Origin of the sequence: Ramlibacter sp. Leaf400 (assembly GCF_001424545.1) — a bacterium.
Taxonomy (GTDB): Bacteria; Pseudomonadota; Gammaproteobacteria; order Burkholderiales; family Burkholderiaceae_C; genus Ramlibacter.
The window spans coordinates 94,298-120,915 of record NZ_LMQL01000012.1 but is presented as its reverse complement, the minus strand read 5'-3'; the positions used below and the strand labels follow the sequence as shown (position 1 = coordinate 120,915).

Annotated in this window: 22 protein-coding genes; 9 read left to right on the top strand and 13 right to left on the bottom strand. The window is 71.7% G+C overall.

Annotated features, from left to right (window positions below):
• Positions 1-112: 112 nt before the first annotated feature.
• The 5 genes from ASG30_RS16355 to ASG30_RS16335 all read right to left on the bottom strand — a co-directional run bounded on the left by ASG30_RS16355 (position 113) and on the right by ASG30_RS16335 (position 6,599).
• Positions 113-2,104: an acetyl-CoA carboxylase biotin carboxylase subunit gene (locus ASG30_RS16355; protein ID WP_055899095.1), complete on the bottom strand. Its 1,992-nt coding sequence runs from the start codon at positions 2,102-2,104 to the stop codon at positions 113-115.
• A 4-nt stretch (positions 2,105-2,108) separates the two neighbouring features.
• The gene (locus ASG30_RS16350; RefSeq protein WP_055899092.1) at positions 2,109-2,744 is read right to left on the bottom strand and encodes a DUF4126 domain-containing protein; all 636 of its coding nucleotides are present in this window, start codon (positions 2,742-2,744) and stop codon (positions 2,109-2,111) included.
• A 137-nt stretch (positions 2,745-2,881) separates the two neighbouring features.
• Positions 2,882-3,676: an enoyl-CoA hydratase/isomerase family protein gene (locus ASG30_RS16345; protein WP_055899089.1), complete on the bottom strand. Its 795-nt coding sequence runs from the start codon at positions 3,674-3,676 to the stop codon at positions 2,882-2,884.
• 53 nt (positions 3,677-3,729) lie between these two features.
• Complete coding sequence (locus ASG30_RS16340; protein ID WP_055899086.1) at positions 3,730-4,866, bottom strand: acyl-CoA dehydrogenase family protein; 1,137 nt, start codon at positions 4,864-4,866, stop codon at positions 3,730-3,732.
• A gap of 104 nt (positions 4,867-4,970) precedes the next feature.
• Positions 4,971-6,599 (bottom strand): carboxyl transferase domain-containing protein, encoded by a 1,629-nt coding sequence (locus ASG30_RS16335; RefSeq protein ID WP_055899083.1) that lies wholly within the window; start codon positions 6,597-6,599, stop codon positions 4,971-4,973.
• Positions 6,600-6,753: 154 nt separating this feature from the next.
• Between ASG30_RS16335 and ASG30_RS16330 the strand changes: the two genes are divergently transcribed.
• The gene (locus tag ASG30_RS16330; protein WP_055899080.1) at positions 6,754-7,788 is read left to right on the top strand and encodes an AraC family transcriptional regulator; all 1,035 of its coding nucleotides are present in this window, start codon (positions 6,754-6,756) and stop codon (positions 7,786-7,788) included.
• Between the two features lie 172 nt (positions 7,789-7,960).
• Complete coding sequence (locus ASG30_RS16325) at positions 7,961-9,340, top strand: hypothetical protein (protein ID WP_156385585.1); 1,380 nt, start codon at positions 7,961-7,963, stop codon at positions 9,338-9,340.
• 34 nt (positions 9,341-9,374) lie between these two features.
• On the opposite strand, the gene ASG30_RS16320 is transcribed toward ASG30_RS16325, so the two are convergent.
• Both ASG30_RS16320 and ASG30_RS16315 read right to left on the bottom strand, forming a co-directional pair.
• Complete coding sequence (locus ASG30_RS16320) at positions 9,375-10,460, bottom strand: glycosyltransferase family 2 protein (protein WP_156385584.1); 1,086 nt, start codon at positions 10,458-10,460, stop codon at positions 9,375-9,377.
• A 190-nt stretch (positions 10,461-10,650) separates the two neighbouring features.
• Positions 10,651-11,511 carry a glycine zipper 2TM domain-containing protein gene (locus tag ASG30_RS16315; protein WP_082522187.1) on the bottom strand — a complete coding sequence of 287 codons (861 nt, stop codon included), beginning with the start codon at positions 11,509-11,511 and terminating at the stop codon, positions 10,651-10,653.
• Between the two features lie 238 nt (positions 11,512-11,749).
• Here ASG30_RS16315 and ASG30_RS16310 point away from each other — a divergent pair, with 238 nt between their 5' ends.
• Positions 11,750-13,705, top strand: coding sequence for a PAS domain-containing protein (locus ASG30_RS16310; protein WP_055899062.1), 1,956 nt, complete (start codon positions 11,750-11,752; stop codon positions 13,703-13,705).
• Between the two features lie 122 nt (positions 13,706-13,827).
• Here the strand turns inward: ASG30_RS16310 and ASG30_RS16305 are convergent, their stop codons facing one another.
• The gene (locus tag ASG30_RS16305; RefSeq protein ID WP_055899053.1) at positions 13,828-15,459 is read right to left on the bottom strand and encodes a long-chain fatty acid--CoA ligase; all 1,632 of its coding nucleotides are present in this window, start codon (positions 15,457-15,459) and stop codon (positions 13,828-13,830) included.
• A gap of 170 nt (positions 15,460-15,629) precedes the next feature.
• Between ASG30_RS16305 and ASG30_RS16300 the strand changes: the two genes are divergently transcribed.
• A complete protein-coding gene (locus ASG30_RS16300; protein ID WP_055899050.1) occupies positions 15,630-17,228 on the top strand; it encodes a CYTH and CHAD domain-containing protein in 1,599 nt (532 codons plus the stop codon).
• Between the two features lie 182 nt (positions 17,229-17,410).
• Here the strand turns inward: ASG30_RS16300 and glsA are convergent, their stop codons facing one another.
• Complete coding sequence (gene glsA, locus ASG30_RS16295; RefSeq protein WP_082522152.1) at positions 17,411-18,403, bottom strand: glutaminase A; 993 nt, start codon at positions 18,401-18,403, stop codon at positions 17,411-17,413.
• A 141-nt stretch (positions 18,404-18,544) separates the two neighbouring features.
• Between glsA and ASG30_RS16290 the strand changes: the two genes are divergently transcribed.
• Both ASG30_RS16290 and ASG30_RS16285 read left to right on the top strand, forming a co-directional pair.
• Positions 18,545-18,907, top strand: a complete 363-nt coding sequence (locus ASG30_RS16290; protein WP_055899047.1) for a hypothetical protein — start codon at positions 18,545-18,547, stop codon at positions 18,905-18,907.
• Positions 18,908-19,086: 179 nt separating this feature from the next.
• The gene (locus ASG30_RS16285) at positions 19,087-20,988 is read left to right on the top strand and encodes an ABC transporter ATP-binding protein (RefSeq protein ID WP_082522151.1); all 1,902 of its coding nucleotides are present in this window, start codon (positions 19,087-19,089) and stop codon (positions 20,986-20,988) included.
• An 11-nt stretch (positions 20,989-20,999) separates the two neighbouring features.
• Here the strand turns inward: ASG30_RS16285 and ASG30_RS16280 are convergent, their stop codons facing one another.
• The gene (locus ASG30_RS16280; protein WP_055899044.1) at positions 21,000-21,434 is read right to left on the bottom strand and encodes a MarR family winged helix-turn-helix transcriptional regulator; all 435 of its coding nucleotides are present in this window, start codon (positions 21,432-21,434) and stop codon (positions 21,000-21,002) included.
• A 133-nt stretch (positions 21,435-21,567) separates the two neighbouring features.
• Between ASG30_RS16280 and ASG30_RS16275 the strand changes: the two genes are divergently transcribed.
• The 3 genes from ASG30_RS16275 to ASG30_RS23215 all read left to right on the top strand — a co-directional run bounded on the left by ASG30_RS16275 (position 21,568) and on the right by ASG30_RS23215 (position 24,325).
• On the top strand, positions 21,568-22,032 hold the full coding sequence (locus tag ASG30_RS16275; protein WP_055899041.1) for a tripartite tricarboxylate transporter TctB family protein: 465 nt from the start codon (positions 21,568-21,570) through the stop codon (positions 22,030-22,032).
• Positions 22,033-22,045: 13 nt separating this feature from the next.
• Positions 22,046-23,548 carry a tripartite tricarboxylate transporter permease gene (locus tag ASG30_RS16270; protein ID WP_055899038.1) on the top strand — a complete coding sequence of 501 codons (1,503 nt, stop codon included), beginning with the start codon at positions 22,046-22,048 and terminating at the stop codon, positions 23,546-23,548.
• Positions 23,549-23,668: 120 nt separating this feature from the next.
• Positions 23,669-24,325, top strand: coding sequence for a putative quinol monooxygenase (locus tag ASG30_RS23215; RefSeq protein WP_055899036.1), 657 nt, complete (start codon positions 23,669-23,671; stop codon positions 24,323-24,325).
• Between the two features lie 28 nt (positions 24,326-24,353).
• On the opposite strand, the gene ASG30_RS16260 is transcribed toward ASG30_RS23215, so the two are convergent.
• Genes ASG30_RS16260 through ASG30_RS16250 form a run of 3 tightly spaced genes read right to left on the bottom strand, consistent with a single transcriptional unit; the run spans position 24,354 to position 26,615 of the window.
• Positions 24,354-24,809, bottom strand: coding sequence for a nuclear transport factor 2 family protein (locus ASG30_RS16260; protein ID WP_055899033.1), 456 nt, complete (start codon positions 24,807-24,809; stop codon positions 24,354-24,356).
• Positions 24,806-25,762 carry a Bug family tripartite tricarboxylate transporter substrate binding protein gene (locus ASG30_RS16255; protein ID WP_055899030.1) on the bottom strand — a complete coding sequence of 319 codons (957 nt, stop codon included), beginning with the start codon at positions 25,760-25,762 and terminating at the stop codon, positions 24,806-24,808. Before ASG30_RS16255 ends, ASG30_RS16260 begins: the two co-directional genes overlap by 4 nt.
• Positions 25,763-25,793: 31 nt before the next feature.
• Complete coding sequence (locus ASG30_RS16250) at positions 25,794-26,615, bottom strand: IclR family transcriptional regulator (protein ID WP_055899026.1); 822 nt, start codon at positions 26,613-26,615, stop codon at positions 25,794-25,796.
• Between the last annotated feature and the right edge of the window lie 3 nt (positions 26,616-26,618).

The window sequence follows — 26,618 nt, the reverse complement described above, 5'->3', positions numbered from 1 at the left end:
CAGAGGAAATGCGGAGATTTTCCTTTTTTCCTTTTTCCTCCTCTTGCCTCTGTGCCTCTGTGCCTCTGTGTTGAGTTCTGCCTCTATGTGAGTTCTGCCTCTATGTGAGTTCTCACCCCTTCAACTTCAGCAGCTCCGCCCCTTCCGCCACCTGGTCGCCCGGTGCGTAGAGCACCTCGGCCACCGTGCCGTCGGCAGGCGCCGCGATGGTGTGTTCCATCTTCATCGCTTCCATCACCGCCAGCGCCTGTCCCTTCTTGACCGAATCGCCAGCCTTGACCGCGAACGAGACCACCTTGCCCGGCATGGGCGCGGTGAGGCGGCCGCCTTCGACGGCGCCCTCGCCCGCATGGGCGAGCAGGTCGACCGCGACGATCTGCGTCGCGCCCTGCGGGGTGAAAACGTGGTCGGTCTCGCCCAGCGCATGCACGTGCGTGCGCACGCGGCGGCCGGCGAACTGCACCTCCAGCGCGTCGCCGTCGCGGCGCCAGTCCAGCGGGCCGCTCGCGCCATCGACGGTGAACTGCAGGCCGCCGCCGTGCTGGTAGGTCAGCTCGGCCTCCTGGTGGCGGCCGCCGAACTCGAAGGCGAAGCGGCGGGTGGCGGCGCCGTGCGAACGGAAGCCGTCGCGCCGGCTGAAGGGATCGGCGCCTTCCAGCGCCTGTTCGCGCTCCAGCGCGTGCGCCACGGCCGCGGCAGCGGCGGTCGGCAGGCCGACCGGTTCCTGGTTGAACAGCACGGCCTGCTCGCGCGGGATCAGCGCCGTGTCCAGGTCGGCCTGCGAGAACGAGCGGCTGCGCACCACGTAGCGCAGGAACTGCACGTTGGTCGCCAGGCCCACGATGCGGGTGGCGGCCAGCGCCTCGTCGAGCCGGGCCAGCGCCTGCTCGCGCGTGTCGCCGTGCACGATGAGCTTGGCGATCATGGAGTCGTAGAAGGGCGTGATCTCGTCGCCCTCGCGCACGCCGTCGTCCACGCGCACCCGCGCGGTCACGAATTCCGAGCACCTGGGCTTGCGGTACACGCGCAGCCGGCCGGTGGCGGGCAGGAAGTTGTTGTCGGGGTTTTCGGCGCAGATGCGCGCCTCGATCGCATGGCCGCGGATGCGCAGCTCGTCCTGCCGCAGCGGCAGCGGCTCGCCGGCCGCCACGCGCAGCTGCCACTCCACCAGGTCCAGGCCGGTGATGGCTTCGGTGACCGGGTGCTCGACCTGCAGGCGGGTGTTCATCTCCATGAAGAAGAAATTCATCTCGCCGCCACCCCGCTGCTCGACGATGAACTCCACGGTGCCGGCACCGACGTAGTTCACCGCGCGCGCGGCGGCCACGGCGGCCTCGCCCATCTGCTGGCGCATCTGCGGCGTCATGCCGGGCGCGGGCGCTTCCTCCAGCACCTTCTGGTGGCGCCGCTGCACCGAGCAGTCGCGCTCGAACAGGTAGACGTAGTTGCCCTGCGTGTCGCCGAACACCTGGATCTCGATGTGCCGCGGCCGCTGCACGTACTTCTCGATCAGCACCGCGTCGTCGCCGAAGCTGTTGCGGGCCTCGCGCTGGCAGGAAGCCAGGGCCGCCTCGAAGTCCTCGGGCTTGTCCACCGCGCGCATGCCCTTGCCGCCGCCGCCGGCGCTGGCCTTGATCAGCACCGGGTAGCCGATCCGGTCGGCCTGCTGCTTGAGGAACGCGGGGTCCTGGTCGGCGCCGTGGTAGCCGGGCACCAGCGGCACCCGGGCCTGTTCCATCAGCCGCTTGGACTCGGCCTTCAGGCCCATGGCCTGGATGGCGGAAGCAGGCGGGCCGATGAAGACCAGCCCGGCCTCGGCGCAGGCGCGCGCGAAGTCCTCGTTCTCGCTCAGGAAGCCGTAGCCGGGGTGGATGGCCTGCGCGCCCGTCGCGCGCGCGGCTTCGATGATGCGTTCCCAGCGCAGGTAGCTCTCCTTGGGCGAGCTGCCGCCGATGGGCACGGACTCGTCGCAGGCGGCCACGTGCTTGGCCAGGGCGTCGGCCTCCGAGTAGACGGCCACGGTGCGGATGCCCATGCGGTGGGCAGTGGCCGCCACCCGGCAGGCGATTTCGCCGCGATTGGCGATCAGGATCTTGTTGAACATGTCTTCAGCGCTCCCGGAGCATTCGGCGCCCCGCAAAAAAATCCTGCACCTCGCGGATCACCCGCTTGAGGAACTTCACCAGCACCACCAGCAGCACCAGGGCCACGACGACGCTGACGACCAGCACCGCGGTGAAGATCGCCGGGTGGGTGGCGGACAGCCACAAGAGGAAGACGACCAGCCCGTCCTCGAACAGCGACACGGCCACGTTGGAGAACGGCTCGGGCGAGGTGTTGACCGCCGCGCGCGTGGTCATCTTGGTGGCGTGGCTGGTGGCCGCCAGGCTGCCGCCCACCAGCGCCGCGATCCACGTCATGGCCGTGCCGTCGGCGCCCAGCGCGCCCGCTGCCAGCGCCGCGCCCGCCGGGATGCGCACCAGCGTGTGGACCGCATCCCACATCGAATCGACGTACGGGATCTTGTCGGCGAAGAACTCGACGAACAGCATGAACCCGCTCGCCCCCAGCACGCCGGGGTGCTGCAGCACCTGCAGGCCGGCGGGCAGTTCGACCCAGCCCATGTAGCCGGCCAGGCCGGTGAGGAACAGCGTGGCGTACAGCCGGAAGCCGCTGGCGAAGCCGAGCGCGGCGGCCAGGGCCAGGAACTGAGGGGGATCGATGAGGGCGGGGATGTTGTCCATGTCGGGGCTCCTGCCTTACACACTCCCCCTCCGGGGCAGGGCTGGGGTGGGGGCACGCCCGCGGCCAGGGCGGGCACCGGAGCACCCCCATCCCGGCCTTCCCCCAGAGGGGGAAGGAGCAAAACCAAGTCCCTGCTTCACGCGCCTCCCTGCGGCAACAGCCAGTTCGGCTTGCGCTTCTCCAGGAACGACTTCACGCCCTCGCGGCCTTCGTCGCTGGCGCGGATGTCGGCGATGCCCTCGATCGTGCGGCGCACCAGGCCGGCGCTGATGGAGTGGCCGGCGACGTCGTGCACCAGCTGCTTGCAGGCCTTGACCGCTTCCGGCCCGGCGTTCACCAGCGCCTGCACGATCTCGGTCATCTTGGCGTCCAGTTGCGCGGCGGGCACCACCTCGTGCACGTAGCCGATGCGGTGCGCCTCGACCGCGGAGAAGCGCTCGGCCGTGAGGAACCAGCGGTGCGCCGCGCGCGCGCCCATCGCGCGGATGACGTACGGGCTGATGGTCGCCGGAATCAGCCCCAGCCTCACCTCGCTCAGGCAGAACTGCACCGTGTCGACGGCCACCGCCACGTCGCACGCGGCCACCAGGCCCATGCCGCCCGCGTACGTGTCGCCATGCACGCGCGCCACCGTGGGCTGGGGCAGCTTGTAGAGCACCTCCAGCATGCGGGCCAGGCCGGTCGCGTCCTCGAGGTTCTCCTCGCGCGTGTAGTCGGCCATGCGCTTCATCCAGTTGAGGTCGGCGCCCGCGCAGAAGGCCGGGCCGTTGCCGGCCAGGACCACGCAGCGCACCTCGGGCCGCTTGCCGAGTTCGAGCAATACCGCCGTCAGCTCGGTGATGACCTCGTCGTTGAACGCGTTGCGCACGTCGGGGCGGTTCAGCGTGACGGTCGTCACGCCGCCGGCGGTGTTCAGGAGCAGGTGTTTCATCGTTCGGGTTCTCCGCTTGGGCTGCAGGCGCACGTTACCGCGCGGCCCACGGTTCAGTAGCGCTTGGCCACTTCCTCCAGCATCACCTCGGTGGCGCCGCCACCGATGGCCAGCACGCGGGCGTCGCGCCACAGCCTCTCGATGGCCGTTTCGCGGATGTAGCCCATGCCGCCGTGGAACTGCTGGCAGGTCTGCACGACCTCGTTGACGAGTTCGCCGGTGAGCGCCTTGAGCATGGACACCTCCTGCACGATCTCGTGCCCCTGCGTGACGCGCCAGGCGCAGTGGTACATGAACTGCCGGGCCGCGCGGGTCCTGGCGTCCATCATCGACAGCCGCTGGCGGATCGTCTGCTGGTCCCACAGCGGGCCGCCGAAGGCCTGGCGCTGGCGCACGAAGTCCAGCGTGAGCTCCAGCGCGCGCGTGCAGTGGCCCACCGCCATCGCCGCCAATGCGATGCGCTCGGTCTGGAAGTTCTTCATCACCGAGTAGAAGCCCTTGCCCTCCTCGCCCAGCAGGTGCGCGGCGGGGACGCGCACGTTGTCCAGAACGAGTTCGGCGGTGTCGCTGGACAGCCAGCCGGTCTTCTTCAGCGCGCGGCCGACCGAGAAGCCCGGCGTGCCCTTCTCGACGATGAACATCGAGACCTCGCGCTTGCCCGGACCGGTCTTGGCGGCGATGAAGTAGAGGTCGGCGTGCACGCCGTTGGTGATGAACATCTTGGTGCCGTTGAGCACCCAGTGGTCGCCGTCGCGCCTGGCGGTCGTGCGGATGCCGGCCACGTCGGAACCCGCGCCCGGCTCGGTGATGCCCACCGCCGTGATCGTCTCGCCCGCGATCACCTTGCGCAGGTACCTGTCCTTCTGCGCCGGCGAGCCGGCGTGGTGCAGGTGGGGGCTGGCCATGTCGGTGTGGACCAGCACGGTGATGATGAAGCCGGCGTAGGTCGACTGCGACAGGGCCTCGGCGAACACCAGGTTGGTGAGCGCGTCGGCCTCGGCGCCGCCCCACTCGCTTTCGTACATCAGGCCGAACAGGCCGGCCTGTCCCATGCGGCGCAGCACCTCGCGCGGCACGAAGCCCTGCTCCTCCCACCTGTCGGCCTGCGGCTCGACCTCGCGGGCGATGAAGCGCGCGACCTGGTCGCGCAGGGTCTGGTGTTCGGGGGTGTCGTAGATGGTGGTCAGCATCGCTTGTCTCCAGATCGTCGTCCCCGCGGAGGCGGGGACCCAGGGCTTCCAGAAGGCGGATGCCCTGGATTCCCGCCTCCGCGGGAATGACGGCCTTGGGTTTCCTACATCCGGAACACCCCGAACTTCGGTTCGCCGATCGGCGCGTTCAGCGTGGCCGACAGGCCCAGCGCCAGCACGCGGCGGGTGTCGGCCGGGTCGATCACGCCGTCGTCCCACAGCCGCGCGCTCGAGTAGTACGGGTGCGACTGGTGCGCGAACTGGTCCAGCAGCGGCTGCTTGAACGCGGCCTCTTCCTCGGCCGACCAGCTGCCGCCCTTGCCTTCGATGCCGTCGCGCTTGACGGTGGCCAGCACGCTGGCGGCCTGCTCGCCACCCATCACCGAGATCCGGGCGTTGGGCCACATCCAGAGGAAGCGCGGCGAGTACGCGCGGCCGCACATGCCGTAGTTGCCCGCGCCGAAGCTGCCGCCGATGATGATGGTGAACTTGGGCACGCTGGCCGTGGCCACCGCCGTCACCATCTTGGCGCCATGGCGCGCGATGCCCTCGGTCTCGTACTTGCGGCCCACCATGAAGCCGCTGATGTTCTGCAGGAAGATGAGCGGCACCTTGCGCTGGCAGCACAGCTCGATGAAGTGCGCGCCCTTCTGCGCCGACTCGCTGTACAGGATGCCGTTGTTGCCGATGATGCCCACCGGCATGCCCTCGATGTGGGCGAAGCCGCACACCAGGGTGGTGGTGGAGCCGCCGGGCGTGCCGCCCCAGCGCGCCTTGAACTCGTGGAACTCGGAGCCGTCGACGATGCGCGCGATGACCTCGCGCACGTCGTAGGGCTTGCGCACCTCGGTCGGGATGACGCCGTACAGCTCGCGCGGGTCGTACCTGGGCGGGCGCGGCTCGCGCAGTTCCACCGGCGGCACCTTGGTGCGGTTGAGGCTGGCCACGGCCTGGCGCGCCAGCGCCAGCGCGTGCATGTCGTTCTGCGCCAGGTGGTCGGCCACGCCCGAAAGGCGCGTGTGCACGTCGCCGCCGCCCAGGTCCTCGGCGCTCACCACCTCGCCGGTGGCGGCCTTCACCAGCGGCGGGCCGCCCAGGAAGATGGTGCCCTGGTTCTTCACGATGATGGTCTCGTCGCTCATCGCCGGAACGTAGGCGCCGCCCGCCGTGCAAGAGCCCATCACCACCGCGATCTGCGCGATGCCCTGGGCCGACATGTTGGCCTGGTTGTAGAAGATGCGGCCGAAGTGGTCGCGGTCGGGGAACACGTCGTCCTGGTTGGGCAGGTTGGCGCCGCCGGAGTCCACCAGGTAGATGCAGGGCAGGCGGTTCTGCAGCGCCACTTCCTGCGCCCGCAGGTGCTTCTTCACCGTCATCGGGTAGTAGGTGCCGCCCTTCACCGTGGCGTCGTTGCACACGATCATCACGTCGCGCCCGCTCACCCGGCCGATGCCGGCGATGACGCCGGCGCAGGGCGCGGCACCGTGGTACATGCCGTGCGCGGCCAGCGGCGACAGCTCCAGGAAAGGCGTGCCCGGGTCCAGCAGCATCTGCACGCGGTCGCGCGGCAGCAGCTTGCCGCGCGCCGTGTGCTTGGCACGCGCCGCCTCGCCGCCGCCGGCCGCCGCCTTGGCGACCTGGGCCTGGAGGTCGGCGACCAGGCCACGCATCACTTCGGCGTTGGCCTGGAACTCCGCGGAGCGGGGATTGAGTTGGCTTTCCAGAATGGGCATGTCTCGTCTTCCTTGTTCCCGCCGGGGTCGCGCGCGGACAGCACGCAGGGGCTGCGCCGAGGGTAACGCCAGCCCGCGCAGCGTACGGCAGGACGGGGCGGCGCGGCCTGCCCGCCAGGTTGCAAATCCTGCCAGCCGCCCACACACTGCCGGGATGCCGAAGAGTTCCACGCCCCGCTCACCCGCAGCCGCCACGCCGATGGCCTTCGCCCGAGCCATCGTGGGCGCCTACCGGGCGCGCGGGATGGCGCCCGACACGGTCCTGCAGCTGGCACAGATCACGCCAGCACAACTGGCCCAGGCCGGCGGTCGGATCACGGCCCGGCAGATGGAGGCGCTGTCGGCGGCGGCGATGCAGGAGCTCGACGACGAGGGCCTGGGCGCCTTCGGCCGGCGGCTGCCCTGGGGCAGCTACGGGATGCTGGCGCGCGCGTCGCTGGGCGCGCCCGACCTGGGCGTGGCATTGATGCGCTGGTGCCGGCACCACGGCCTGCTGACCGACGACGTCCGGCTGTCGCTCACCACTTCCGGCGCCAGCGCCTCCATCACGGTGGAGGAACTGCGCCCCCTGCCGGCCGATGTCCGCGAGCTGTGCCTGGCCTTCGTGCTGCGCAACATCCACGGGCTGGCGTGCTGGTACGCGGACTCGCGAATCCCGCTGCAGGCCGCGCTGTTCCCCTTCGCCGCCCCCGCTCATGCGGACGCCTACGCCCACATGTTCCCGGCCGGCACGCTGGCGTTCGGCGGATCGCCGCATGCGGCGCTGCGCTTCGACGCGCAGTACCTGAAGCTGCCCCTGCGCCGCGACGAGAAAGCGCTGACCCAGATGCTGCGCCAGCGGGCCCTCAGCCTCACCGTCCTGCAGTACCGGCGCGACCGGCTGCTGGTGCCGCAGGTGCGCCAGGCGCTGGCCGCCCACCCCGATCGCACGCACAGCGCGGAAGCGCTCGCGCGGCTGCTGAACGTCTCGGCCCGCACCCTGCACCGCCAGCTGAAGGAGGAAGGGGCCAGCCTGCAGCAGCTCAAGGACGAGGTGCGGCTCGAACGCGCGCGCGACCTGCTCCTGCGCACCGGCAAGCCGCTCAAGCAGGTCGCGGCGGCGGTGGGCTTTCGCAACGAGAAGAGCTTCGCGCGGGCGTTCAAGGCGCGGGTGGGCGCCACGCCCGGAGAATTCCGCTCGCAGGGCTGAAAACACGCGGCGTCGCCGCAACGGTCGCGTTGCTCGCCGGCCTCGGCACCGCAGTGTTGTGCAACCGGACATGACTCGTTCGGGCCAGTGCGCAACCGTTGTTACGCGTGCGCACACCTGGGTTGTTTTCCCACTCCGACGATCAGTTCTCGAACGCACAAAAGGGAGCTGTATGCAGGGAGAAAGTGGAGAAGGTCGCTCCACCGCCGGGGTGCGCGCGGCTGGCACGGCCGTGCTGATGCTGGCGTTGCTGGCCGCGTGCGGCGGCGGTGGTGGCGGTGGGGGGAGCGCGGGCAGTGGCGGCGCCGGCGGGGCCGGCGCCGCCTCTAGCCTGGGTGCGAGCGATGCCTTGTCGGGCGGCAGCGTGACCGGCCCATCCGGCGGCGTGAGCGCGCCGCTTGCGGCGCAGCTGCAGCCGGGCGACTTCACGATCAACACGACCACGGCCGGCGACCAGGGCCGCGCGGCCGTGGCGTCCCTGCCCGGCGGCGGCTTCGTCGCGGTGTGGTCCACGTCGACCGGCGGCGCCAGCGACGTGCGCCTGCAACGCTTCGGTGCGGACGGCCAGGCGATGGGCGCGGAGCAGGTGGTTGCCGCGGCCGGCAGTTCGGCCGGCGTCACCGCGATGGCGGACGGCGGCTTCCTGGTCAGCTGGTCGGCCAGCCCGTTCATGTACGAGGCCAACGGCCATGCGCAGCGCTTCGATGCGCATGGCGCGCCGGTGGGCGGGCCGGTGCAGCTAGTGGCCACTTTCTTCAAGTACGTCTCGCGGCCCCTGGGCCTGCCCGACGGCAGCTACGTGCTGGCCGCGGACACGACCATGAGCCGCTTCGGCCCCGAACACGGCGTGGTGACGCGCTACGCCGCCGACGGCACCGTGATGGGCACGCCGGTGCGCCTGGCCAGCCAGCTCACGCCGCAGACCGGCGCGTTCGATCCCAACTGGGCCGGCGGAACGAGCGCCGCGCGCTGGCCCGACGGCCGCTTCGCCGTCGCGTGGATCGCTTCGGGCACCGGCGTCGCGCAGGTGCGGCTCACTCGCTTCGATGCGCAGGCCAGCGAGGTCGCCACCGAGTCCGTGGCGAGCGGCACGGTGCTGCAGCATCCGGCCGTGGCGGTGCTCGCGGGCGGCGGCTTCGCGCTGTCGTGGGTGTCGGGCGCGCACGACGCGACCAAGACGCTGTGGCTGGAAGCTTTCGGCGCCGACGGCGTTTCGCTCGGCCGGCAGGCGGTCGCTTCCGACCTGCAGGCGGCGGCCGTGATGCCGCGCCTGGCGGCGCTGGACACCGGCGGCTTCGTGCTCGGCTGGAAGTCGGTGAACTACGACGCGACGGCCATGAACCGCACGGTGAGCGTGCAGCGATTCGCCGCGGGCGGGCAGGCGAGCGGTGGCGCCGAGGCGATCTCCGCGGTCAGCGCGCCACTGGACGCGGTGACGTTCGACGTCGACAGCCTGGACGTGCTGGGTGGCACCGGAGGCTCCTTCCTGGTCGTGCACGGCGCCTACGCGGCGGCCACGGGCTGGGACGTGCGAGCGAGCACGCGCCGCTGAAGCGGTGCGCGGCCGCCGGGGCCCTGGCGGCCGCTCAGGAGGGTTGGAGGTTAGCGAGCGGGCGGGCGACGCCTGCGGGCCGTGGACCGCTCTGCAGGTAGCCACCGGCCCACTCCGCCGGCCAGCACGCCATGAAGGCAGTGAACCACCAGCGGCGGCTGCCCACGGCGTGGTGCGCCTGGACCAGCAGGCCCATCGCTCGGGTGCGCCGGCCGGCCGCCAGCGCGTCGCGCGCCAGGCTCAGGCGGAACTGCGCGATCAGCGCGAGCGCACTGCGGCGGCGCGCGGCGTCGAAGCCGGGCGCGGTCACCCGTTGGCGCATGCGATCGACCCAGGGTGGCAGCCCCCGCGCATCGTCGCGGCGCGTCAGGCTGCCGTGTACGTGCGTGCGGTAGCCCACCAGGGGCACGGTGGCCAGCGCGATCGGCGTTCGCTCGGAGAGGCGGAACCACAGCTCCAGGTCCTCGCCGAAGCTCTCGCCGGGGCGAAAGCACGGCTGCATTTCGCGCAGCAACGATCGGCGTACGGCGACCGAGCCGGTGAACAGCGAGGCGCCCCGCATCCAGCGGGCCGCGAGGTCGTCGATGCGCTCCACGGGGGCCGGGCCTGCGGGCAGCTCCCAGCACACTGGCGGGACGCCGCCTTCGTCGCGGAACTCGACATAGCGGGTCGCGACGCAGTGGACTTCCGGGTGCAGCTGCTGAAGTGCTTCCAGTGCGGCGAGGAAGCGCGGGTGCTGCCAGTCGTCCGCGTCCAGGAACACCACCCACTCGCCACGTGCCTGCTCGATCGCCGTGTTGCGCGCGACCGAGACGCCGGCGTTGGCCTGGCGCAGTAGGCGCACGCGCGGGTCGCGAAAGGACTCGACGATGTCCGCGCCGCCGTCGGTGGAGCCGTCGTCCACCACCACGACCTCGAAGTCGGCGAACGTCTGCGCCATGACCGACTGCAGCGCGCCGCGGATGTAGGCGGCCTTGTTGTAGAGGGGGATCAGGACCGAGAAGCGCGGGCTTGGTCCGCGGGGAAGCGGTGCGGCAGCCGAGCCGGCCGGGGCTGGCGGCCGATCGGGATCGGCGGGGTCGGCGAGTTCGTTGGCGATGCTGCTGCTGTCGAATCCCATGCAGGCCATTGTGTTCAACGGCCGAGCAGCAGGGCATGGCCCGGCGGGGTCAAACGGCCCTGGGCACGTCCTACGCGCGAACGGGCATTGGGCTCGCGCGCGTTGGCGGCAGATGCCCGAAATGAAAAGCGCCGGCAAAAGCCGGCGCTTCGGTCAGTGAGGCGCGCCGGCGCGGGGCCGGCGGCGGGGGTCAGGCGCCGGCTTCGGCCGGCACCGAGGTGCGGATGGTGCGGGGCTGCTGCTGGACGCTGCCCGCGCCCTGGCCGCCCACGCGCAGGTTGTTGCCCTCGACAAAAACGCGGGTGCCCGGCGCCACCGACTCGTTGCGGCGGATGGTGCGGACGCTGCCGTCTTCCATGCGCACCTGGACGTCGTAGGCGACGGTGGCACGCACGTGCTTCTCGGCCTCGTGGCCGGCCAGGCCGCCGCCGACGGCGCCGACCACGGTCATGGCCTTCTTGCCGTTGCCGCCGCCCACCTGGTTGCCCAGCAGGCCGCCGACCACGGCGCCGCCGATGGCGCCCAGGCCGGTGCCCTGGCCCTTCTCTTTCACTTCCGACACGGCCTGCACGGTGCCGCAGCTGGTGCAGATGGCCGCGCGGGTGGTCTCGATGGGCGTGACGCTGCGCGAAGGCGCGGGCGCCTGCGCAACCTGCGGCGCCGGTTCGGCCTGCTGGTGGGCCGAGCCGGTGGCCTGCTGCACCACCGGGCGGGCCGGGGCGGGCGCGGGCTTGGCGACGACGCGGGCCGGGGCCGGCTTGGCGGCCGGCGCCTCGGCAGCGGCTTGTTGGGCCGGCTGGAACTGGGCCTGGGCGGGCTGCGGCTGGGCCTGCATCTGGGCGCCGGCCACCTGGGTGGGCGCCGTCTGGGCGGACACCGCCACCGGAGCGGGCTTCTCGTCGACCGAGCGCATCACCAGCGCGCCGGCCAGGCCGGCGGTGGCCAGGGCGAGCGTGCCGATGACGACCCACATCGCGCGCGGCACGGCGGCAAGGCCCGACGGTGCAGGCTGCGTGGAACCGGGGGATTGCGAAGACAGGACAGCAGACATGGAAGGACTCGCTTGTTGGTTGCTGGTACGGTTTATAACGGTCGAGCTCTTCCAGGGACGACTACCTCCCTGTTGCACTTGTTTCGGTTCGTGTCCCCTCTGCCGCGGCGAAGCCTTAGCATGGCAATGCGCCCGCCCTGCATTCCGGCCGGATGGGCCCGACGAAGCGAGCCATGGCAGTACCCCCTCGACGCACTTCCTGTTGCATGACGTTGCGGCCCGTTCACGTCAACTTGACGTGCCGCACACGCCCCGCGCCCTCCTGCAGAGGTACGAAGTGAAGCGGCCGACGATCCCCGCGGACCTGCTGCCCGCCGCGCCGGGCGGCAACCTCTTCGCCGACGCGGGCCTGATGGCCACCGCCATCGCCCAGGCCAGCGACGACGCGATCTTCGCCAAGGACCTGGACTGCCGCTACCAGTTCGCCAACCCGGCCACGCTGGCCGCCCTGGGCCGCACGGCGGACCAGGTGATGGGCCGCACCGACGCCGAATTCCTGGACGACCCGGCGCTGGCGCGCAGGCTGATGCGCAATGACCGCACGGTGATCGCCACCGGCCAGGTCGTCGAATCCGAGCAGGCCCTGCCCCAGCCGGACGGCAGCACGCGCCACTGGTGGTCGCGCAAGATGCCGCTGCGAGACGCCGCCGGCCAGGTGGTGGGCGTGCTGGGCATCTCGCGCGACATCACCGAGCGCCGGCGCGCCGAGGCGCGCATCGAGGCCGACCACCTCAAGCTGGAGATGGGCATCAAGGCCGCCGGCCTGGTGATGGCGGAGATCGACTACCGCACCAACCTCAACCACATCTCGGCCGAACTGGCGCGCCTGCTGGAGCTGGGCGAGAGCGAGATGACGGTCCCGCGCCAGGCCATCTTCGACCGCATCCATCCGGAGGACCGCGAGCGCTACCTGAAGGCCATCGGCGAGGTGCTGCAGCCCACCAGCAGCGGCCACCTGGCGATCGACGTGCGGGCCCTGCTGCCCAGCGGCACGGTGCGCTGGATGCACATCCGGCTGCAGATCGTTTTCGAGAACGTGGACGGCAAGCTGCAGCCGGTGCGCGGCATCTGCGCGGCCCGCGACGTGACGGCGGCCATGGTCGCCGAGCGCCAGCTGCGCAACGCGCAGCGCCTGACCGAATCGGTGATCGAGGGCGCGGGCGCGCTGGTCTGCGCCAAGGACCTGAAGGGCCGCTACATCCTGTCCAACGAGTCCTGGCGGGTGCAGCACGGCATCGACCGCGAGGGCTCGATCGGCGTGACCGACACGCAGCTGTTCGGGGCCGAGACGGCCGCCACCCTGCGCGCCAACGACGCGCTGGTGCTGGAGCGTGGCAGCCACGTGGTGGTGCAGGAAAAGCTGCTGGTCGGCGGCCGCCACATCACCTACCGCTCCAGCAAGTTCCCGCTCTACGACGAGAGCGGCAGGATCTACGCGGTGTGCGGCGTCTCCACCGACATCACCGACGTGGTGGAGGCCGATCGCCGCAAGGACGCCTTCATCGCCACGCTGGCGCACGAGTTGCGCAACCCGCTGGCGCCGATCCGCAACGGCCTGGAGATCCTGCGCCGGCTGGAGGACATGCCGCCGGCGGCGCGGCGCACGCGCGACATGATGGAGCGCCAGCTGGTGCACCTGGTGCGGCTGGTGGACGACCTGCTGGACGTCTCGCGCATCTCGCGCGACAAGCTGGACCTGCGGCTGGAGCCGATCACGCTCGATCAGGTGGTGGCCCACGCGCTGGAGGCCAGCCAGCCCGGCGTGGACGCGGCCGGCCACTCGCTGGAGGTGCGCATGCCGGCCGGCCCGGTGCCGCTGCGGGGCGACCTCACCCGGCTGGCGCAGGTGATCAGCAACCTGGTCAACAACGCCGCCAAGTACACGCCGCGCGGCGGCCGCATCGTGCTGGCGGGACGCGTGGAAGACGGCCACCTGCTGCTGGAGGTGACCGACAACGGCTCCGGCATCTCGGCCGGGATGCTGCCGCAGGTGTTCGACCTGTTCGCCCAGGGCGAGGACACGATGAGCAACGCGCAGGGTGGCCTGGGCATCGGGCTGTGGCTGGTGAAGAAGCTGGTCGAGATGCACCACGGCAGCGTGCAGGCGAGCAGCGATGGCCCCGGGCGGGGCAGCACGTTCAGCGTGCGGTTGCCGCTGCCGCTGCCGCAGCCGAAGCCGCAGCCGCCCCGATAACCGTCATTCCCGCGAAGGCGGGAATCCAGAGCTCCCGCTTTTCTGCACCGAGGGAAGCCCTGGATCCCCGCCTCCGCGGGGATGACGACTGATTCGCCTCCGCGGCGATGACGGTCAATCGTTCAGCGCGCGTACTTCTCGCGCAGCTTCAGCTTCCAGAACTTTCCGGTAGACGTCCGCGGCACCGCGTCGATCCACTCGTAGCGGTCGGGCAGCTGCCATTTGGCGAAGCCCTTGCCCAGCAGGTGTGCGTCGAGGTCCTGCGCGGCCAGCGACTGGCCCGGCTTCTTCACCACGCACGCGAGGGGCCGCTCGCCCCACTTCGCATCGGGGATGGCGATGACGGCGGCCTCGGCCACGGCGGGGTGGCCCATGACGGCGTTCTCCAGGTCGACCGAGCTGATCCATTCGCCGCCGGACTTGATCAGGTCCTTGGTGCGGTCGGTGATGCGCACGAAGCCCAGCGGGTCGACCGACGCCACGTCGCCGGTGCGCAGCCAGCCGTCGCCGGTGAACTTCCCGGCCTCGACCGGCACCGCGTGGTAGCTGCCGGTGATGAAGGGTCCCCGCACCTGGATCTCGCCCACGCTGCGGCCGTCCCAGGGCTGGTCGGCGCCGTCCTCGCCGCGCACCCGCAGGTCCACCAGCGGCACCGGCACGCCGGCCAGCGCCGCGCGCCGGTAGCGCTCGTCGTCGTCGGCATCGCGCAGTTCCGCCCGCGGGTAGGAGATGGTGCAGACCGGCGAGGTCTCGGTCATGCCCCAGCCCTGCAGGATCCAGATGCCGTGCCGGTCGAACGCACGGATCAGTGCTTCCGGCACGGCCGCTCCGCCCACCAGCGAACGCATGCCGCGCGGCAAGGTCCAGCGCCCATGGTTGGGCGAGCCTTCCGCCAGGGAGGCCTCGTAGGCCTGGATCAGGCCCATCCAGATCGTGGGCACGCCCAGCGACAGCGTGGGCGGTTCCTGCCGGATGAGGTCGAGCAGGTCGTCGGGGTGCAGGTGCGGCCCCGGGAAGACCATCTTCACGCCCATCATCACCGCGCCGTAGGGCATGCCCCAGCTGTTGGCGTGGAACATGGGCGTGACCGGCAGCACGACGTCGGTGCCGCGCAGGCCCCAGAAGTCGCCCAGGCTCGCCACCAGCGTGTGCAGCACGGTGGAGCGGTGCGAATAGGCCACGCCCTTGGGCCGCCCCGTGGTGCCCGACGTGTAGCACATCGCCACCGGGTCGTCCTCGTCGTGCGGGGCGTACTCGAAGCCGTCCGGATCGGCATCGGCGAGCAGCGCCTCGTAGTCGTCCAGGCCGTCCGGCACCGTCTGGCCGGAGAACGGGAACACGAACACGCGCTCGAAGCTGTGCAGCTGCGCGAACTGCCGGTAGAGCGGCAGCAGCACGTCGTCCACGACCAGGAAACGGTCCTGCGCATGGCCGGCGATCCAGCCGATCTCGTCGGCCGACAGCCGCAGGTTGAGCGTGTGCATCACGCCGCCCGCCGCCGGGATGCCGAAGTAGCACTCCAGGTGGGCATGGTGGTTCCAGCACAGCGTGGCCACGCGCTCGCCCTTCTTGAGGCCCAGCCGCTGCAGCGCGCTCGCCAGGGCCCGCGTGCGGCGGTGGAACTCGCCGTAGGTGTGCCGGCGCAGCGACTTGTCGGGCAGGCGCGAGACGATCTCGTTGCCGGCGAACAGCCGGCCGGCGCGCTCCAGCAGGTGGTTGAGCGAGAGCGGGACGTCCATCATCGTGGTCTGCATGCGCTGGCCTCCGGGGTTGGCGGCCACTGTAAGTCGCGCGCCTGCGCAACGGCAACCGGGGTGTCCCCGGCGGGCGGGTTGCCAGCCGCGGCCGACGTTCGCCGGCCCCTCACGCCGACAGGGCCGTCCGATCGGGAGGACCATGGTGGCGTCGTCACGAAGGAGTGCCCATGGGGAAATCCGCCGCCCAGACCTCGCCGCGCACCCACCGCGTCCAGCGCGCCGCCGGGCCGCGCGCCCGCCGCCCGGAGACTGCCACCCCCGCCGGCGTCGAACGCGAGATCAAGCTGGGCGTGGCGCCGGACGCCTGGCCCGAACTTCGCCGCGCGGTCGAGGGCGGCGAGACGCGCGAGCAGCCGCTGCGGGCGGTCTATTTCGACACCGCGGAGGGCGCGCTCGACAAGGCCCGGATCGCGCTGCGGGTGCGGCTGGAGGACGACGGCTGGGTGCAGACGCTCAAGGCGGCGGGCGACGGGCCGCTGCATCGCATCGAGGAGAACGTACCCCTCACCGGCCCCGATGACGACACCCCGCCCCTGCCCGGCCACGACGACGAGGCCTACCCCGCCCCGGACCTGGGCCGGCACGCCGCGCACGAGCCCCTGCTGCGCAAGGCGCTGGGCCTGGACGCGGACGACCCGTTCCCGCCGCTGCAGCCCGCCTTCGAAGTGCGCGTGCGCCGCCTGGCGCGCGAGGTGTCGCTGGGCGGCTCGCTGATGGAGATCGCGCTGGACGACGGCGAGCTGCGGGCCGCGGGCCGCACCCAGCCGATCCGCGAACTCGAGATCGAGCTGCTGCAGGGCCGCATGGAAGACCTGCTGCAGCTGGCGCGCCGCTGGTGCGCGGCCCACGACCTGTGGCTGCACCCCGCCAGCAAGGCCGCGCGCGGCGCCCGGCTGGCGCGCGGCGAGCCCTACGGCCCCGCCTCCAAGGCCACGCCCCCCGCGCCCACCCGGGCCAACCACCTGGGCGAGATGACGGCGGCCGTGCTGGGCTCCTGCCTGGCGCAGGTGATGGCCAATGCGGGCGAGATCGCGGCCGGCAGCCAGGCCGACGAGCACGTGCACCAGCTGCGCGTGGGCCTGCGCCGGTTGCGCACGGCGCTGCGCGAGCTGCCGCCGCTGGCCGGCGACGCCGACCGCTACGAAGCGCTGCTGGCCGGCGTGTTCCGCGCGCTCGGCGCTCGCCGCGACCGAACCCACGTGCTGCGCAGCATCCAGCCGCTGGTGGAGGCGGCCGGCGGGCCGGCCGTGCGCGTGCCGCCCGACTTCACCGACGCCGGCCGCCCGCCGGGCGACGTGGTGCGCGATCCCGCATTCCAGGACACGCTGCTGGCGCTGCTGGCCCGGGCCGAGCGCGTGCGGGTCGAAGCCGACGGCAAGGTGCGCAGGACCGTGCGGCCGCTGCTGGCGCGGCTGTACCGGCAGGTGGTGCGCGCCGGCCGCGATTACGACCACCTGGCGCACGCCGACCGCCACAAGGCGCGCAAGCGGCTCAAGCGGCTGCGCTACCTGGGCGAGTTTGCGGGCCCGGCCTTCCCGCAGCGCAGGCTGCGCGCCTTCCTCGAGGACGTGGAGCCGGTGCAGGACGCGCTCGGCCGCTACAACGACCTGGTGATGGCGCGCGGCCTCTACGAGCAGCTGGCGGGCACGGACCCCGGCGCCCGCTTCGCCGTCGGCTGGCTGGCGCGGCGCGAGAGCGTGGAGGCCAAGGCCTGCCGCAAGCAGCTGCGCAAGCTGGGCGACGCGCAGCCCTTCTGGAAGGATTGAGCGCCCTCTCCGTCATTCCCGCGGAGGCGGGAATCCAGGGGGCGGAACAGAACACAGAGGCACAGAGGCACAGAGAACATCAGAGCTATCTGTATGAGTTCCTCCTCTTTCCCTCTGTGCCTCTGTGCCTCCGTGTCCTGTTCTCAATGCAAGCTCCCCGCGTCCGCGGGATGACGGGAACGTCAGTTCGCCTGGGCCGACGCCGCCGGGTCCGGCACCGGGTGGACCGAGCCGTCGCCATGCTCGCCGCCGCCCAGCACGCCCAGGCCCCAGTCGGCGGCCCAGGCCTTGAACACCTCGACGCCGCGCACGCTGTGGCCGTGCGCGTCCAGCCGCGGCGAGTACACGGCCAGTCCCATGCGGCCCGGCACGACCGCCATCACGCCGCCGCTCACGCCGCTCTTGGCGGGCAGGCCCACGTGGTAGGCCCAGGTGCCCGAGGTGTCGTACATGCCGCAGGTGAACATCAGCGTGAGCACGTCGCGCACGTGGCGCCGCTGAATCGCGCACCGTCCGGTGACGGGCTGCACGCCGCCGTTGGCCAGCGTGGCGGCCATCAAGGCCAGCTCGCGGGTGTCGAGCATCACGGCGCACTGCCAGGCGTAGAGCCGGATCGCGCCATCGATGTCGTCGCCGATCACCTCGAAGTGGCGCAGCAGGTGGGCGATGGCGCGGTTGCGGTGCGCACCCTCCAGCTCGCGGCCCTTCACCGCGTCGTGCACCAGCGCCGCGCGGCCCAGGTACTCGCCGAACATGCCCATCATCCGCTGCTGCGACTCCCGGGGCGCCGCGTGGTGCAGCAGGGCCGAGATCGCGATGGCGCCCGAATTGATCATCGGGTTGTACGGCAGGTGGTCCTCTTCCAGCTCGGTGAGCGAGTTGAACGCTTCGCCGGTGGGCTCCACCGCCACCTTGCGGTGCACCGCCTCGCGGCCCAGCTGGTCCAAGGCCATGCCGTAGAGGAAAGGCTTGGAGATCGACTGCAGCGAGAAGGGATGGCGGTCGTCGCCCGCGGACCACACCTGTCCGTCAGTGGTCGCCACGGCGATCGCGAAGGTGTCGGGGCCGGTGCGGTCCATGCCGGGGAGGGACGACTGCACCTTGCCCTCGCGCAGTTCGCGGAAGCGCTCGAGCAGGTCGCGCAAGTAGGGAGCGGGGTCCTGGGGTGCGTTCATGGGGACGAGGCTAGGCGGACGCCGGCGCGCCCCATGTAGGCGGGCCGCCGCAGGCCGCGTCGGGGCCTGGCTCATCGGTCGCGCTGCAATTGGTTACGACGGCGCCTCGCGAGAGCCCCGCAGGCCTAGGATGGGCTGCACATGAACCACCGCATCCTCCTCGCCGGATGGCTGGCCGCAGCCTCGCTCGCGGCCCAGGCGCAGTCGTACGAACGGCTGGCGCCCAGCCGGCCGAGCACGCCGAGCACCGCGTCGACCGGCGTCGAGCTCGGCCCGGACGGCGTTGCGCGCAGCGCGCAGCCAGTGCCCGCGGCGCCGGCGCGGGGGCCCGGCATGCTGGGAGCCGGTGCCTTCAACAGCACCACCGGCCTGGAGAACGCCGTGAACAGCGGCACCCCGCCGGCGTGGGACCGCAAGTCCGCCGGGCGCAAGGTTTGCCCGCCGGGGATGGAGAACCGCAACAACATCTGCGCGGCTCCACTGGGCTCCCTGATCTCCCCCTGAACCTCGCGCGTCCTGCGCAGCGCGACTTCTTTCGCGCCCGCGTGGCGTGCCCGCCGTGACGACCGCCGGCAGTGTCCGGATCCGCGTCGACTCACCCGCCAACTCATCCGCCAGCCGCTACAGTTTTGTCCAGCGGCTGGCCTGCGCACTGGCGCCACGGAGCCGCCCCCAGCAGTTCCATGTCGACCGCCGCCCGGCCCACCCCTTCAGGCCTCCTTCCCCACGACGCCGCCGTCGCTTCCCCGCTCGCCCAGCGCAGCACGCGCGCCCTCGCCCGCCAGGCCTTGCCCTGGCTGCGCGGCTTCGGCCGGCCGATCGGCAAGGTGGTCGCGCTGGCCCTGATCCTGGCCGTGGTGGGCGCGGCGGCGCCGCTGGCGGTGATGGGCCTGGTCGATGCGCTGGGCCGCTACGCCGCGTCGGCGCCGATCGGCGGGCTGCGCACCATCCTGCTGGCGCTGGGCGCGGTGGCGCTGACCGAGCTGGCCCAGGTCTACCTCTCGCGACTGCTGGAAACACGCAGCTGGCGGGTGCGGCTGGACCTGGACTTCGCCCTGCGCGGACGGGTCACCGCCCGCCTGCACGAGCTGCCGCTGGCCTGGCACCAGCAGCACACCGTCGGGGCCACCGTGAACCGGGTGAACGCCTCGCTCAACGGCTTCGTCAACGCGGTCGCGGAACTCGCCTTCAAGGCGCTCCCCGCCGCCTGCTTCCTGGGCCTGGCGCTCGCCGCGCTTCTCAACCTGGACTGGCGCCTGGCGCTGGCGGTGTGCGTGTTCGCGCCCCTGCCCGCCCTGGTCGGCATGCGCGCCGTGCCCGAGCAGACCCAGCGCGACCGCGCCCTGGTGGCGCACTGGTCGGCCATCTTCGGCCGCTGGACCGAGGTGCTCGGCGGCATCCGCACGGTCAAGGGCTTCGCCATGGAGCAGGCCGAGGAGCGCCGCTTCCTCGACGCCGTCGACGCGGGCAATGCGCTGCAGAAGCGCGGCGCCGGGCGCGACGCGCAGACCGCGGCGCTGCAGGGCCTGTCGGCCGCGGGCGCCCGCCTCTCGGTGGCCGCCATCGGCGTGTGGCTGGTGCTGCAGGGCCACGGCACGGTGGGCACGCTGGTGGCCGCGCTGCAGTACGTCAGCAGCCTGTTCGGCCCCATCCAGAGCCTGACGAACGTGTATGCCACGGTGCGCCGCGGGCGGGTCTCGATGGAGGGCGTGTGCGAGATCCTCGAGGCGCCCGATCCGCTGGCGGACGTGCCCGATGCCCGCGACCTGGTCGTGGCGCGCGGCGCGGTGACGTTCGACCGGGTCTCGTTCGACTACGGCGACGGCCGCCCGGTGCTGCGCGACATCACGCTGTCGATCGCGCCGGGCGAGACGGTGGCGCTGGTCGGCCCCAGCGGCTGCGGCAAGAGCACGCTGGTGTCGCTGCTCGAACGTCTGCACGCGCCCACCCAGGGCCGCATCCTGGTCGACGGCGTCGACGTGCGCGAGTGCACCCTGCGCTCGCTGCGCACGCAGGTCGGCACCGTGATGCAGGACGTGCACCTGTTCCACGACACCATGCTGGCCAACATCACCTACGGCAGCCCCGGCGCCACGCGCGAGCAGGCCGAGGCGGCCGCGCGCGCCGCCAACGCGCACGAGTTCATCGAGCGCCTGCCCCACGGCTACGACACCCTGGTCGGCGAACGCGGCGCGGGCCTGTCCGGCGGCCAGAAGCAGCGCATCGCCATCGCCCGCGCCCTGCTCAAGGATCCGCCCATCCTGGTGCTGGACGAGGCCACCAGCGCGCTGGACAACGAGAGCGAGGCGCTGGTGCAGGCGGCCCTGCAGCGCCTGACGCGCGGCCGCACCACGCTGGTGGTCGCGCACCGGCTGTCCACCGTGATCGATGCCGACCGCATCGTCGTGATGCGGGCCGGGCAGGTCGAGGCGGTGGGCACGCATGCGCAGCTGCTGGCGCAGGGCGGCTACTACGCGCGCCTGTTCATGCGCCATGCGCGCGGACACGGCGACACGCAGGAGACGGCCGGCGGCCCGCGCGGCACCTGGTCGCACGGCGTGCGCCGGCGCGGGCTGCGCCGCTAGACGCGCCGGCGCTAGAGGTCGCTCGCGGCGTCGACCACCGCGGCCAGCGAGGCCAGTTCTTCCCGGTGCTTCTGCGCCAGCCGGCGCAGGCAGCGGCGGCCGGCGACGGTGAGGTGCACCTCCACCAGCCGGCCGTCGCGCGCGCTGGCGCGCCGCTCGACCAGGCCGGACTGCTCGCAGCGCGTCACCAGCGCCACCACGCCATGCGGCTGGGCCTGCAGCCGATCGGCCAGCTCGCCGATGCTGGCCCAGTCGCGGCCGGCAAACCCCTGGGTGTGCAGCAGCAGCTGGTAATGCAGCATGGTGACGCCCTCCTCGCGGCAGGCGTCCTCGCTGAACCGCAGGAAGCGGCGCAGCTGCCAGCGGAAGCTGGACAACCGCTCGTAATGCTCCTTCTCCGGGACCTCTGGCTCCCGTGGCGTGCCCTTCGTTGCCTGCTTCCCCATGGCCGGAATCTACACCGGGTAACGGATGCGGCGCGCCGGGAACCGACGGCCCGGATTTACATCACAGAATGATCCATTCATGTCACGCCATGATGTAATCGCGCGCAGACCACCTGAACAAGGAGACAAGCAAATGCAGTGGCGCATCCGCAACCAGAAAGACTTCGCCGCCGGCCTCATCTACATCCTGATGGGCGCCGGCTTCAGCATCGGCGCGCTGTCCTACCGGCTGGGCGACCCGGCGCGGATGGGCCCGGGCTTCTTCCCGTTCTGGATCGGCGTCCTGCTGGCGCTGGTCGGCCTCGTCACGGCGGGCACCAGCCTCAGGCGCACGGCGCCGGTCGATCCGCTCAAGCGGCCGGAACTCGGCGCCATGGCCTGGGTGCTGGGCGGCGTCGTCCTGTTCGGCCTGCTGCTGCAGCCGCTGGGCCTGGTGCTGGCGCTGGTGGCGCTGGTCCTGGTGTCCAGCCGGGCCAGCCACGAGTTCACCTGGCGCGGCGCGCTGGTCAGCACCCTCGTGCTGGTCGCGTTCAGCATCGGCGTGTTCGTCTACGGCATCCAGCTGCAGATCGGCCTGTGGCCGGCGTGGCTGGACTGAGGAGGGGCCGCACATGGAACTGTTCTCCCACCTCGCCCTCGGTTTCGAGACGGCGCTGAGCCTGCAGAACCTGACCTATGCGTTCATCGGCTGCCTGCTGGGCACGCTGATCGGCGTGCTGCCGGGCCTGGGCCCGTCCACCACCATCGCCATGCTGCTGCCGATCACCTACACCCTGCCCCCGGTGTCGGCGCTGATCATGCTGTCGGGCATCTACTACGGCGCGCAGTACGGCGGCTCCACCACCGCCATCCTGGTCAACCTGCCGGGCGAATCGTCCTCGGTGGTCACCGCCATCGACGGCTACCAGATGGCACGCAAGGGCCGCGCCGGCGCGGCGCTGGCCACCGCCGGCATCAGCTCCTTCCTGGCCGGCTGCGTGGCCACCCTGGTGCTGGCCGCCTTCGCCGTGCCGATGTCGGAGCTGGCGTTCAAGTTCGGGCCGGCCGAGTACTTCTCGCTGATGGTGCTGGGCCTGGTGGGCGCGGTGGTGCTGGCGTCGGGCTCGCTGGTCAAGGCGATCGGCATGATCCTGCTGGGGCTGGTGCTGGGCCTGGTCGGCACCGACGTCAACTCCGGCGTGGCGCGCTACTCGTTCGACATCCCGGAGCTGACCGACGGCATCAACTTCGTGGCCCTGGCCATGGGCATCTTCGGCTTCGCCGAGATCATCGCCAACGTGGAGCAGCGCGAGCACCGAGAGACCTTCACCAACCACGTCACCAAGCTGTTCCCCACGAAGGAAGACTTCCGCCGCCTGTTGCCGGCGGCCGCGCGCGGCACCGCGCTGGGCACCGTCCTGGGCATGCTGCCCGGCGGCGGCGCAACTCTGTCGGCCTTCGCCTCCTACACGCTGGAAAAGAAGCTCTCCAGGCACAGCGCCGAATTCGGCAAAGGCGCGATCGAAGGCGTGGCCGGCCCCGAGGCGGCCAACAACGCCGGCGCGCAGACCTCGTTCGTGCCGCTGCTCACTCTGGGCATCCCGTCCAACGTGGTGATGGCGCTGATGGTCGGCGCGATGACCATCCACAACATCCAGCCCGGCCCGCAGGTGATGACCAGCAACCCCGATCTGTTCTGGGGCCTGATCGCCAGCATGTGGCTGGGCAACGCCATGCTGATCATCCTGAACCTGCCGCTGATCGGCCTGTGGGTGAAGCTGCTGAAGGTGCCCTACCGCTTCCTCTACCCGGCCATCCTGGTGTTCTGCTGCATCGGGGTCTATTCGATCAACAACAACACCTTCGACGTGTTCATCACCGCGGGCTTCGGCGTGGCCGGCTACGTGTTCGCCCGCTGCGGCATGGAACCCGCGCCCCTGCTGCTGGGCTTCGTGCTCGGGCCGATGATGGAAGAGAACCTGCGCCGCGCCCTGCTGCTGTCGCGCGGCGAGTTCTCCACCCTGGTCACGCGACCGCTCTCCGCCAGCCTGCTGGTGGCCACGGCGCTGCTGCTGCTGATCGTGGCGCTGCCGGCGATCCGCAAGACGCGCGAGGCGGCGTTCCAGGAGGCCTAGGAGCTCCTCGGCCGGAACCGCCGAGCTACAGCTGCTCACAGTCCTCACCGGCGCGGGTTTGCGCCAACCCGCGCCCGGTCTACCCTCGTGGCTCCTCCGTTGCACGAAAGGAGCCCGGCGATGGATACGGTGACGCATGGATTGCTGGCGCGGCTGCTGGCCAAGGCGGGCCAGTCCGACCCGACCGAACAGTTCCTGAAGGGCGCGGTGCCGCAGGTGCAGGCCGAGCCCGGGACGCTCGCCTGGTTCGCGCTGCGCTTCGGCCGCGACGACTACGGGATCTTCGATGCCTTCGGCGGCGACGCCGCGCGCCAGGCGCACCTGCAGGGCCCGGTCGCCCAGGCGCTGCAGGCGCAGGGCCCGCAGCTGCTGCAGCGCGACGCCGAGATCGCGCGGCTGGACATCCTGGCGAGCAAGCTGCCCGCCGTCCCGCCGGAGCGGCCGGTCACCTGCGCGGTGCTGCTCGCCTTCAAGGCCAAGGTCGGGCACGAGATGGACGTGGCGCAGTTCCTGCGCGAGGCGCGCCAGTACGTCGAGGAGGAACCCGGCACCACCGCCTGGTTCGCGCTGCGCTGGGTCGACAAGCCGCACTTCGGCATCTTCGACGTCTTCCCCGACCATTCGGCGCGCAATTCCCACCTCACCGGCCGCGTGCCGCGCGAGTTGACGAAGCACGCGCTGAAGCTGGTGGGCGGGATGCCCTCGATGAAGATGGCGGACGTGCTGGCCACGCACATGGCGCAGGGAGCGGTCGAAGCCGGCGTGGGCGCGGCCTGAACGACAGGCCGCCGGCTTGGCCGGCCGGCTACGCGTTCGGCGGCGGCACCAGCACCGCCACGCCGCCGCGAAACAGCGCCACGATGTCGTGCCGCCGCATGCGCCAGGCGCCGTCGGCCTCGCGCACGAAGGTGGCGTGGTTGTCGGCCACCAGGATGGGCGGCGCCGACGGCAGCACCGGCGCGCCGTCGGCGGCGTAGACCGTCAGCACGCCCTGCACCGCCACCTGGCCGGGCGCCTGGACCTTCGCGCGCAGGTTGGTGAGCACGTGCCGCACCAGCCGCTCGCCGCGCGAGGCTCGATAGCCGTAGTAGTGGCCCACGGCGGCGGGGCCTTCCATGCGGTGCCCGCACATGTCGTAGACGCAGTCCGCGGTGTAGAAGTCCGTCGCCTCGCGCGCGTCGTTGGCGTCCACGTCCCACCAGTAGTCGATCAGCCGCTCCTGCGCCGCGTGGCGAAGGCGGAAGTCCTCGTCGGCCGTCATCGGATCATCGCGCTCCAGCGCGCCGATTCCTTCTGCACGAACTGCAGCATCTCCTCGGGCGAGCTGCTCACCGGCTCGGCGGCCGCCGAGCGCAGCGCCTGCTGCACGTCGGGCGCGGCCAGCGCCGCGCGCAGCACCTGGTTGAGCTTGCGCACGATGGGGTCCGGCAGGCCCCTGGGGCCGACCATGCCGTACCAGAGCGTCAGGTCGAAGCCGGGATAGCCGGACTCCGCGAAGGTCGGGATGGCGGGCGCCGCCTCCACCCGCTTGGGCGAGGTGATGGCCAGCGCGCGCGCCCGGCCGCTCTGCAGCTGCGCACCCACGCCCTGCAGGCTCACCAGCGTGGCCTCGACGTTGCCGCCCACCAGGTCCTGCAGCGCGGGCGCCGTGCCCTTGTAGGGGATGTGGTTCAGCTGGATGCCCGCCTGCTTCGCGAAGATCTCCATGCCGTAGTGCGTGGCGCCGCCCTCGCCGTTGGAGGCGTAGGCGATGCCGCCCGGCGTGCGCCTGGCCTCCTCGACGAACTGCGCCAAGGTGTTGCCCTTGAACTTCGGTCCCACCGACAGCGTGACCGGCTGCGAGGCCAGCATCGAGATCTGGGTGAGCTGCGACACGGGGTCGGTGCCCTTGCCCTGCAGCAGCTTCACCGTGCCATCGGTGGAGGTCACCAGCAGCGTGTAGCCGTCCGGCGCCTGCCGCATCACGTGCTCGGACCCGATGCCCGCGCTGGCGCCGGGCCGGTTCTCCACCACCACCGGCTTGCCCAGGCTGGCCGCCATCTTCTCGGCCATCAGCCGGCCCAGCTTGTCGGTGAAGCCGCCGGCCGGCCAGGGCACGACCACCGTGATCGTGCGCTCGGGCCAGGCGTCGGCCGATTGCGCCAGGGCCGGCGCCGTCCACGCGCCGGCGCCCAGCGCCAGCGATGCAAGAAACAAGCTTGGTGCGAACCTCATGTCGGACCTCCTGGGGCCAAGTGGAATGGGATCAGAGATGGCGGATCTCGCGGTTGATCGCCGCGGCGGTCTTGAGCAGCGGCGGCACCAGCCGCGCGAGCACGTCCTCCAGCCGCCAGCGCGGCGAGGGCACGGCGATGTTGACGGCGCCCAGCGGCAGGCCCTGCGGGTCGCGCAGCGGCGCGGCCACCGAGACGTCGCCGACGAAGGCTTCCTGGTTGTTGAGGGCGTAGCCCTGCTCGCGCGCCTCGTCCAGCGCGGCCCGCAGGCCGGCCAGGTCGGTCACGGTCAGCGAGGTCATCGCGGTGCGGCGCGCGGCCTTGAGGCGGGCGGCCGCATCCGCCGGGTCCATGCACGAGAGGATGGCGCGGCCCGCGGCGGTGCAGAAGGCCGGCAGGCGCGATCCCACGTGCAGGTCCACGCTCACCGCGTGCAGGCTGGGGTAGCGCGCGACATACACGATCTCGTCGCCTTCCAGCTCCATCAGGTTCACCGTCTCGGCGGTGCGCCGGTTCAGCGCTTCCAGGTGCGGCTGGGCGCGCTCGCGCAACCGGTCGGTGGCCAGCACCGTGTGGCCGAACTCCAGCATGCGGCCCGACAGGCGGAACGCCTTGGTCGCCGGGTCCTGGCGCAGGTAGCCGAGCACCCTCAGCGTGTGCGTGATGCGCTGCACGCCGCTGCGGTCCAGGCCGGCGAGCTGAGCGAGTTCGGTCAGGCCCACGGCGCGGCCGGCGGTGTTGAGCGCCTCCAGCACCTGGAAGCACTTGGCCAGCGAGCCCATGAAGAGCGGGCTGTCGCCTTCCACCGTGGCGGCGCGGCGCGCGCGTGGGGACGTGCTGGCGGCAGCGGGCATGGG

Coding starts and splice junctions, on each gene's coding strand:
- ASG30_RS16355 (WP_055899095.1), bottom strand. CDS start 2,104: ATGTTCAACAAGATCCTGATCGCCAATCGCGGCGAAATCGCCTGCCGG.
- ASG30_RS16350 (WP_055899092.1), bottom strand. CDS start 2,744: ATGGACAACATCCCCGCCCTCATCGATCCCCCTCAGTTCCTGGCCCTG.
- ASG30_RS16345 (WP_055899089.1), bottom strand. CDS start 3,676: ATGAAACACCTGCTCCTGAACACCGCCGGCGGCGTGACGACCGTCACG.
- ASG30_RS16340 (WP_055899086.1), bottom strand. CDS start 4,866: ATGCTGACCACCATCTACGACACCCCCGAACACCAGACCCTGCGCGAC.
- ASG30_RS16335 (WP_055899083.1), bottom strand. CDS start 6,599: ATGCCCATTCTGGAAAGCCAACTCAATCCCCGCTCCGCGGAGTTCCAG.
- ASG30_RS16330 (WP_055899080.1), top strand. CDS start 6,754: ATGCCGAAGAGTTCCACGCCCCGCTCACCCGCAGCCGCCACGCCGATG.
- ASG30_RS16325 (WP_156385585.1), top strand. CDS start 7,961: ATGCAGGGAGAAAGTGGAGAAGGTCGCTCCACCGCCGGGGTGCGCGCG.
- ASG30_RS16320 (WP_156385584.1), bottom strand. CDS start 10,460: ATGGGATTCGACAGCAGCAGCATCGCCAACGAACTCGCCGACCCCGCC.
- ASG30_RS16315 (WP_082522187.1), bottom strand. CDS start 11,511: ATGTCTGCTGTCCTGTCTTCGCAATCCCCCGGTTCCACGCAGCCTGCA.
- ASG30_RS16305 (WP_055899053.1), bottom strand. CDS start 15,459: ATGCAGACCACGATGATGGACGTCCCGCTCTCGCTCAACCACCTGCTG.
- ASG30_RS16300 (WP_055899050.1), top strand. CDS start 15,630: ATGGGGAAATCCGCCGCCCAGACCTCGCCGCGCACCCACCGCGTCCAG.
- glsA (WP_082522152.1), bottom strand. CDS start 18,403: ATGAACGCACCCCAGGACCCCGCTCCCTACTTGCGCGACCTGCTCGAG.
- ASG30_RS16290 (WP_055899047.1), top strand. CDS start 18,545: ATGAACCACCGCATCCTCCTCGCCGGATGGCTGGCCGCAGCCTCGCTC.
- ASG30_RS16285 (WP_082522151.1), top strand. CDS start 19,087: ATGTCGACCGCCGCCCGGCCCACCCCTTCAGGCCTCCTTCCCCACGAC.
- ASG30_RS16280 (WP_055899044.1), bottom strand. CDS start 21,434: ATGGGGAAGCAGGCAACGAAGGGCACGCCACGGGAGCCAGAGGTCCCG.
- ASG30_RS16275 (WP_055899041.1), top strand. CDS start 21,568: ATGCAGTGGCGCATCCGCAACCAGAAAGACTTCGCCGCCGGCCTCATC.
- ASG30_RS16270 (WP_055899038.1), top strand. CDS start 22,046: ATGGAACTGTTCTCCCACCTCGCCCTCGGTTTCGAGACGGCGCTGAGC.
- ASG30_RS23215 (WP_055899036.1), top strand. CDS start 23,669: ATGGATACGGTGACGCATGGATTGCTGGCGCGGCTGCTGGCCAAGGCG.
- ASG30_RS16260 (WP_055899033.1), bottom strand. CDS start 24,809: ATGACGGCCGACGAGGACTTCCGCCTTCGCCACGCGGCGCAGGAGCGG.
- ASG30_RS16255 (WP_055899030.1), bottom strand. CDS start 25,762: ATGAGGTTCGCACCAAGCTTGTTTCTTGCATCGCTGGCGCTGGGCGCC.
- ASG30_RS16250 (WP_055899026.1), bottom strand. CDS start 26,615: ATGCCCGCTGCCGCCAGCACGTCCCCACGCGCGCGCCGCGCCGCCACG.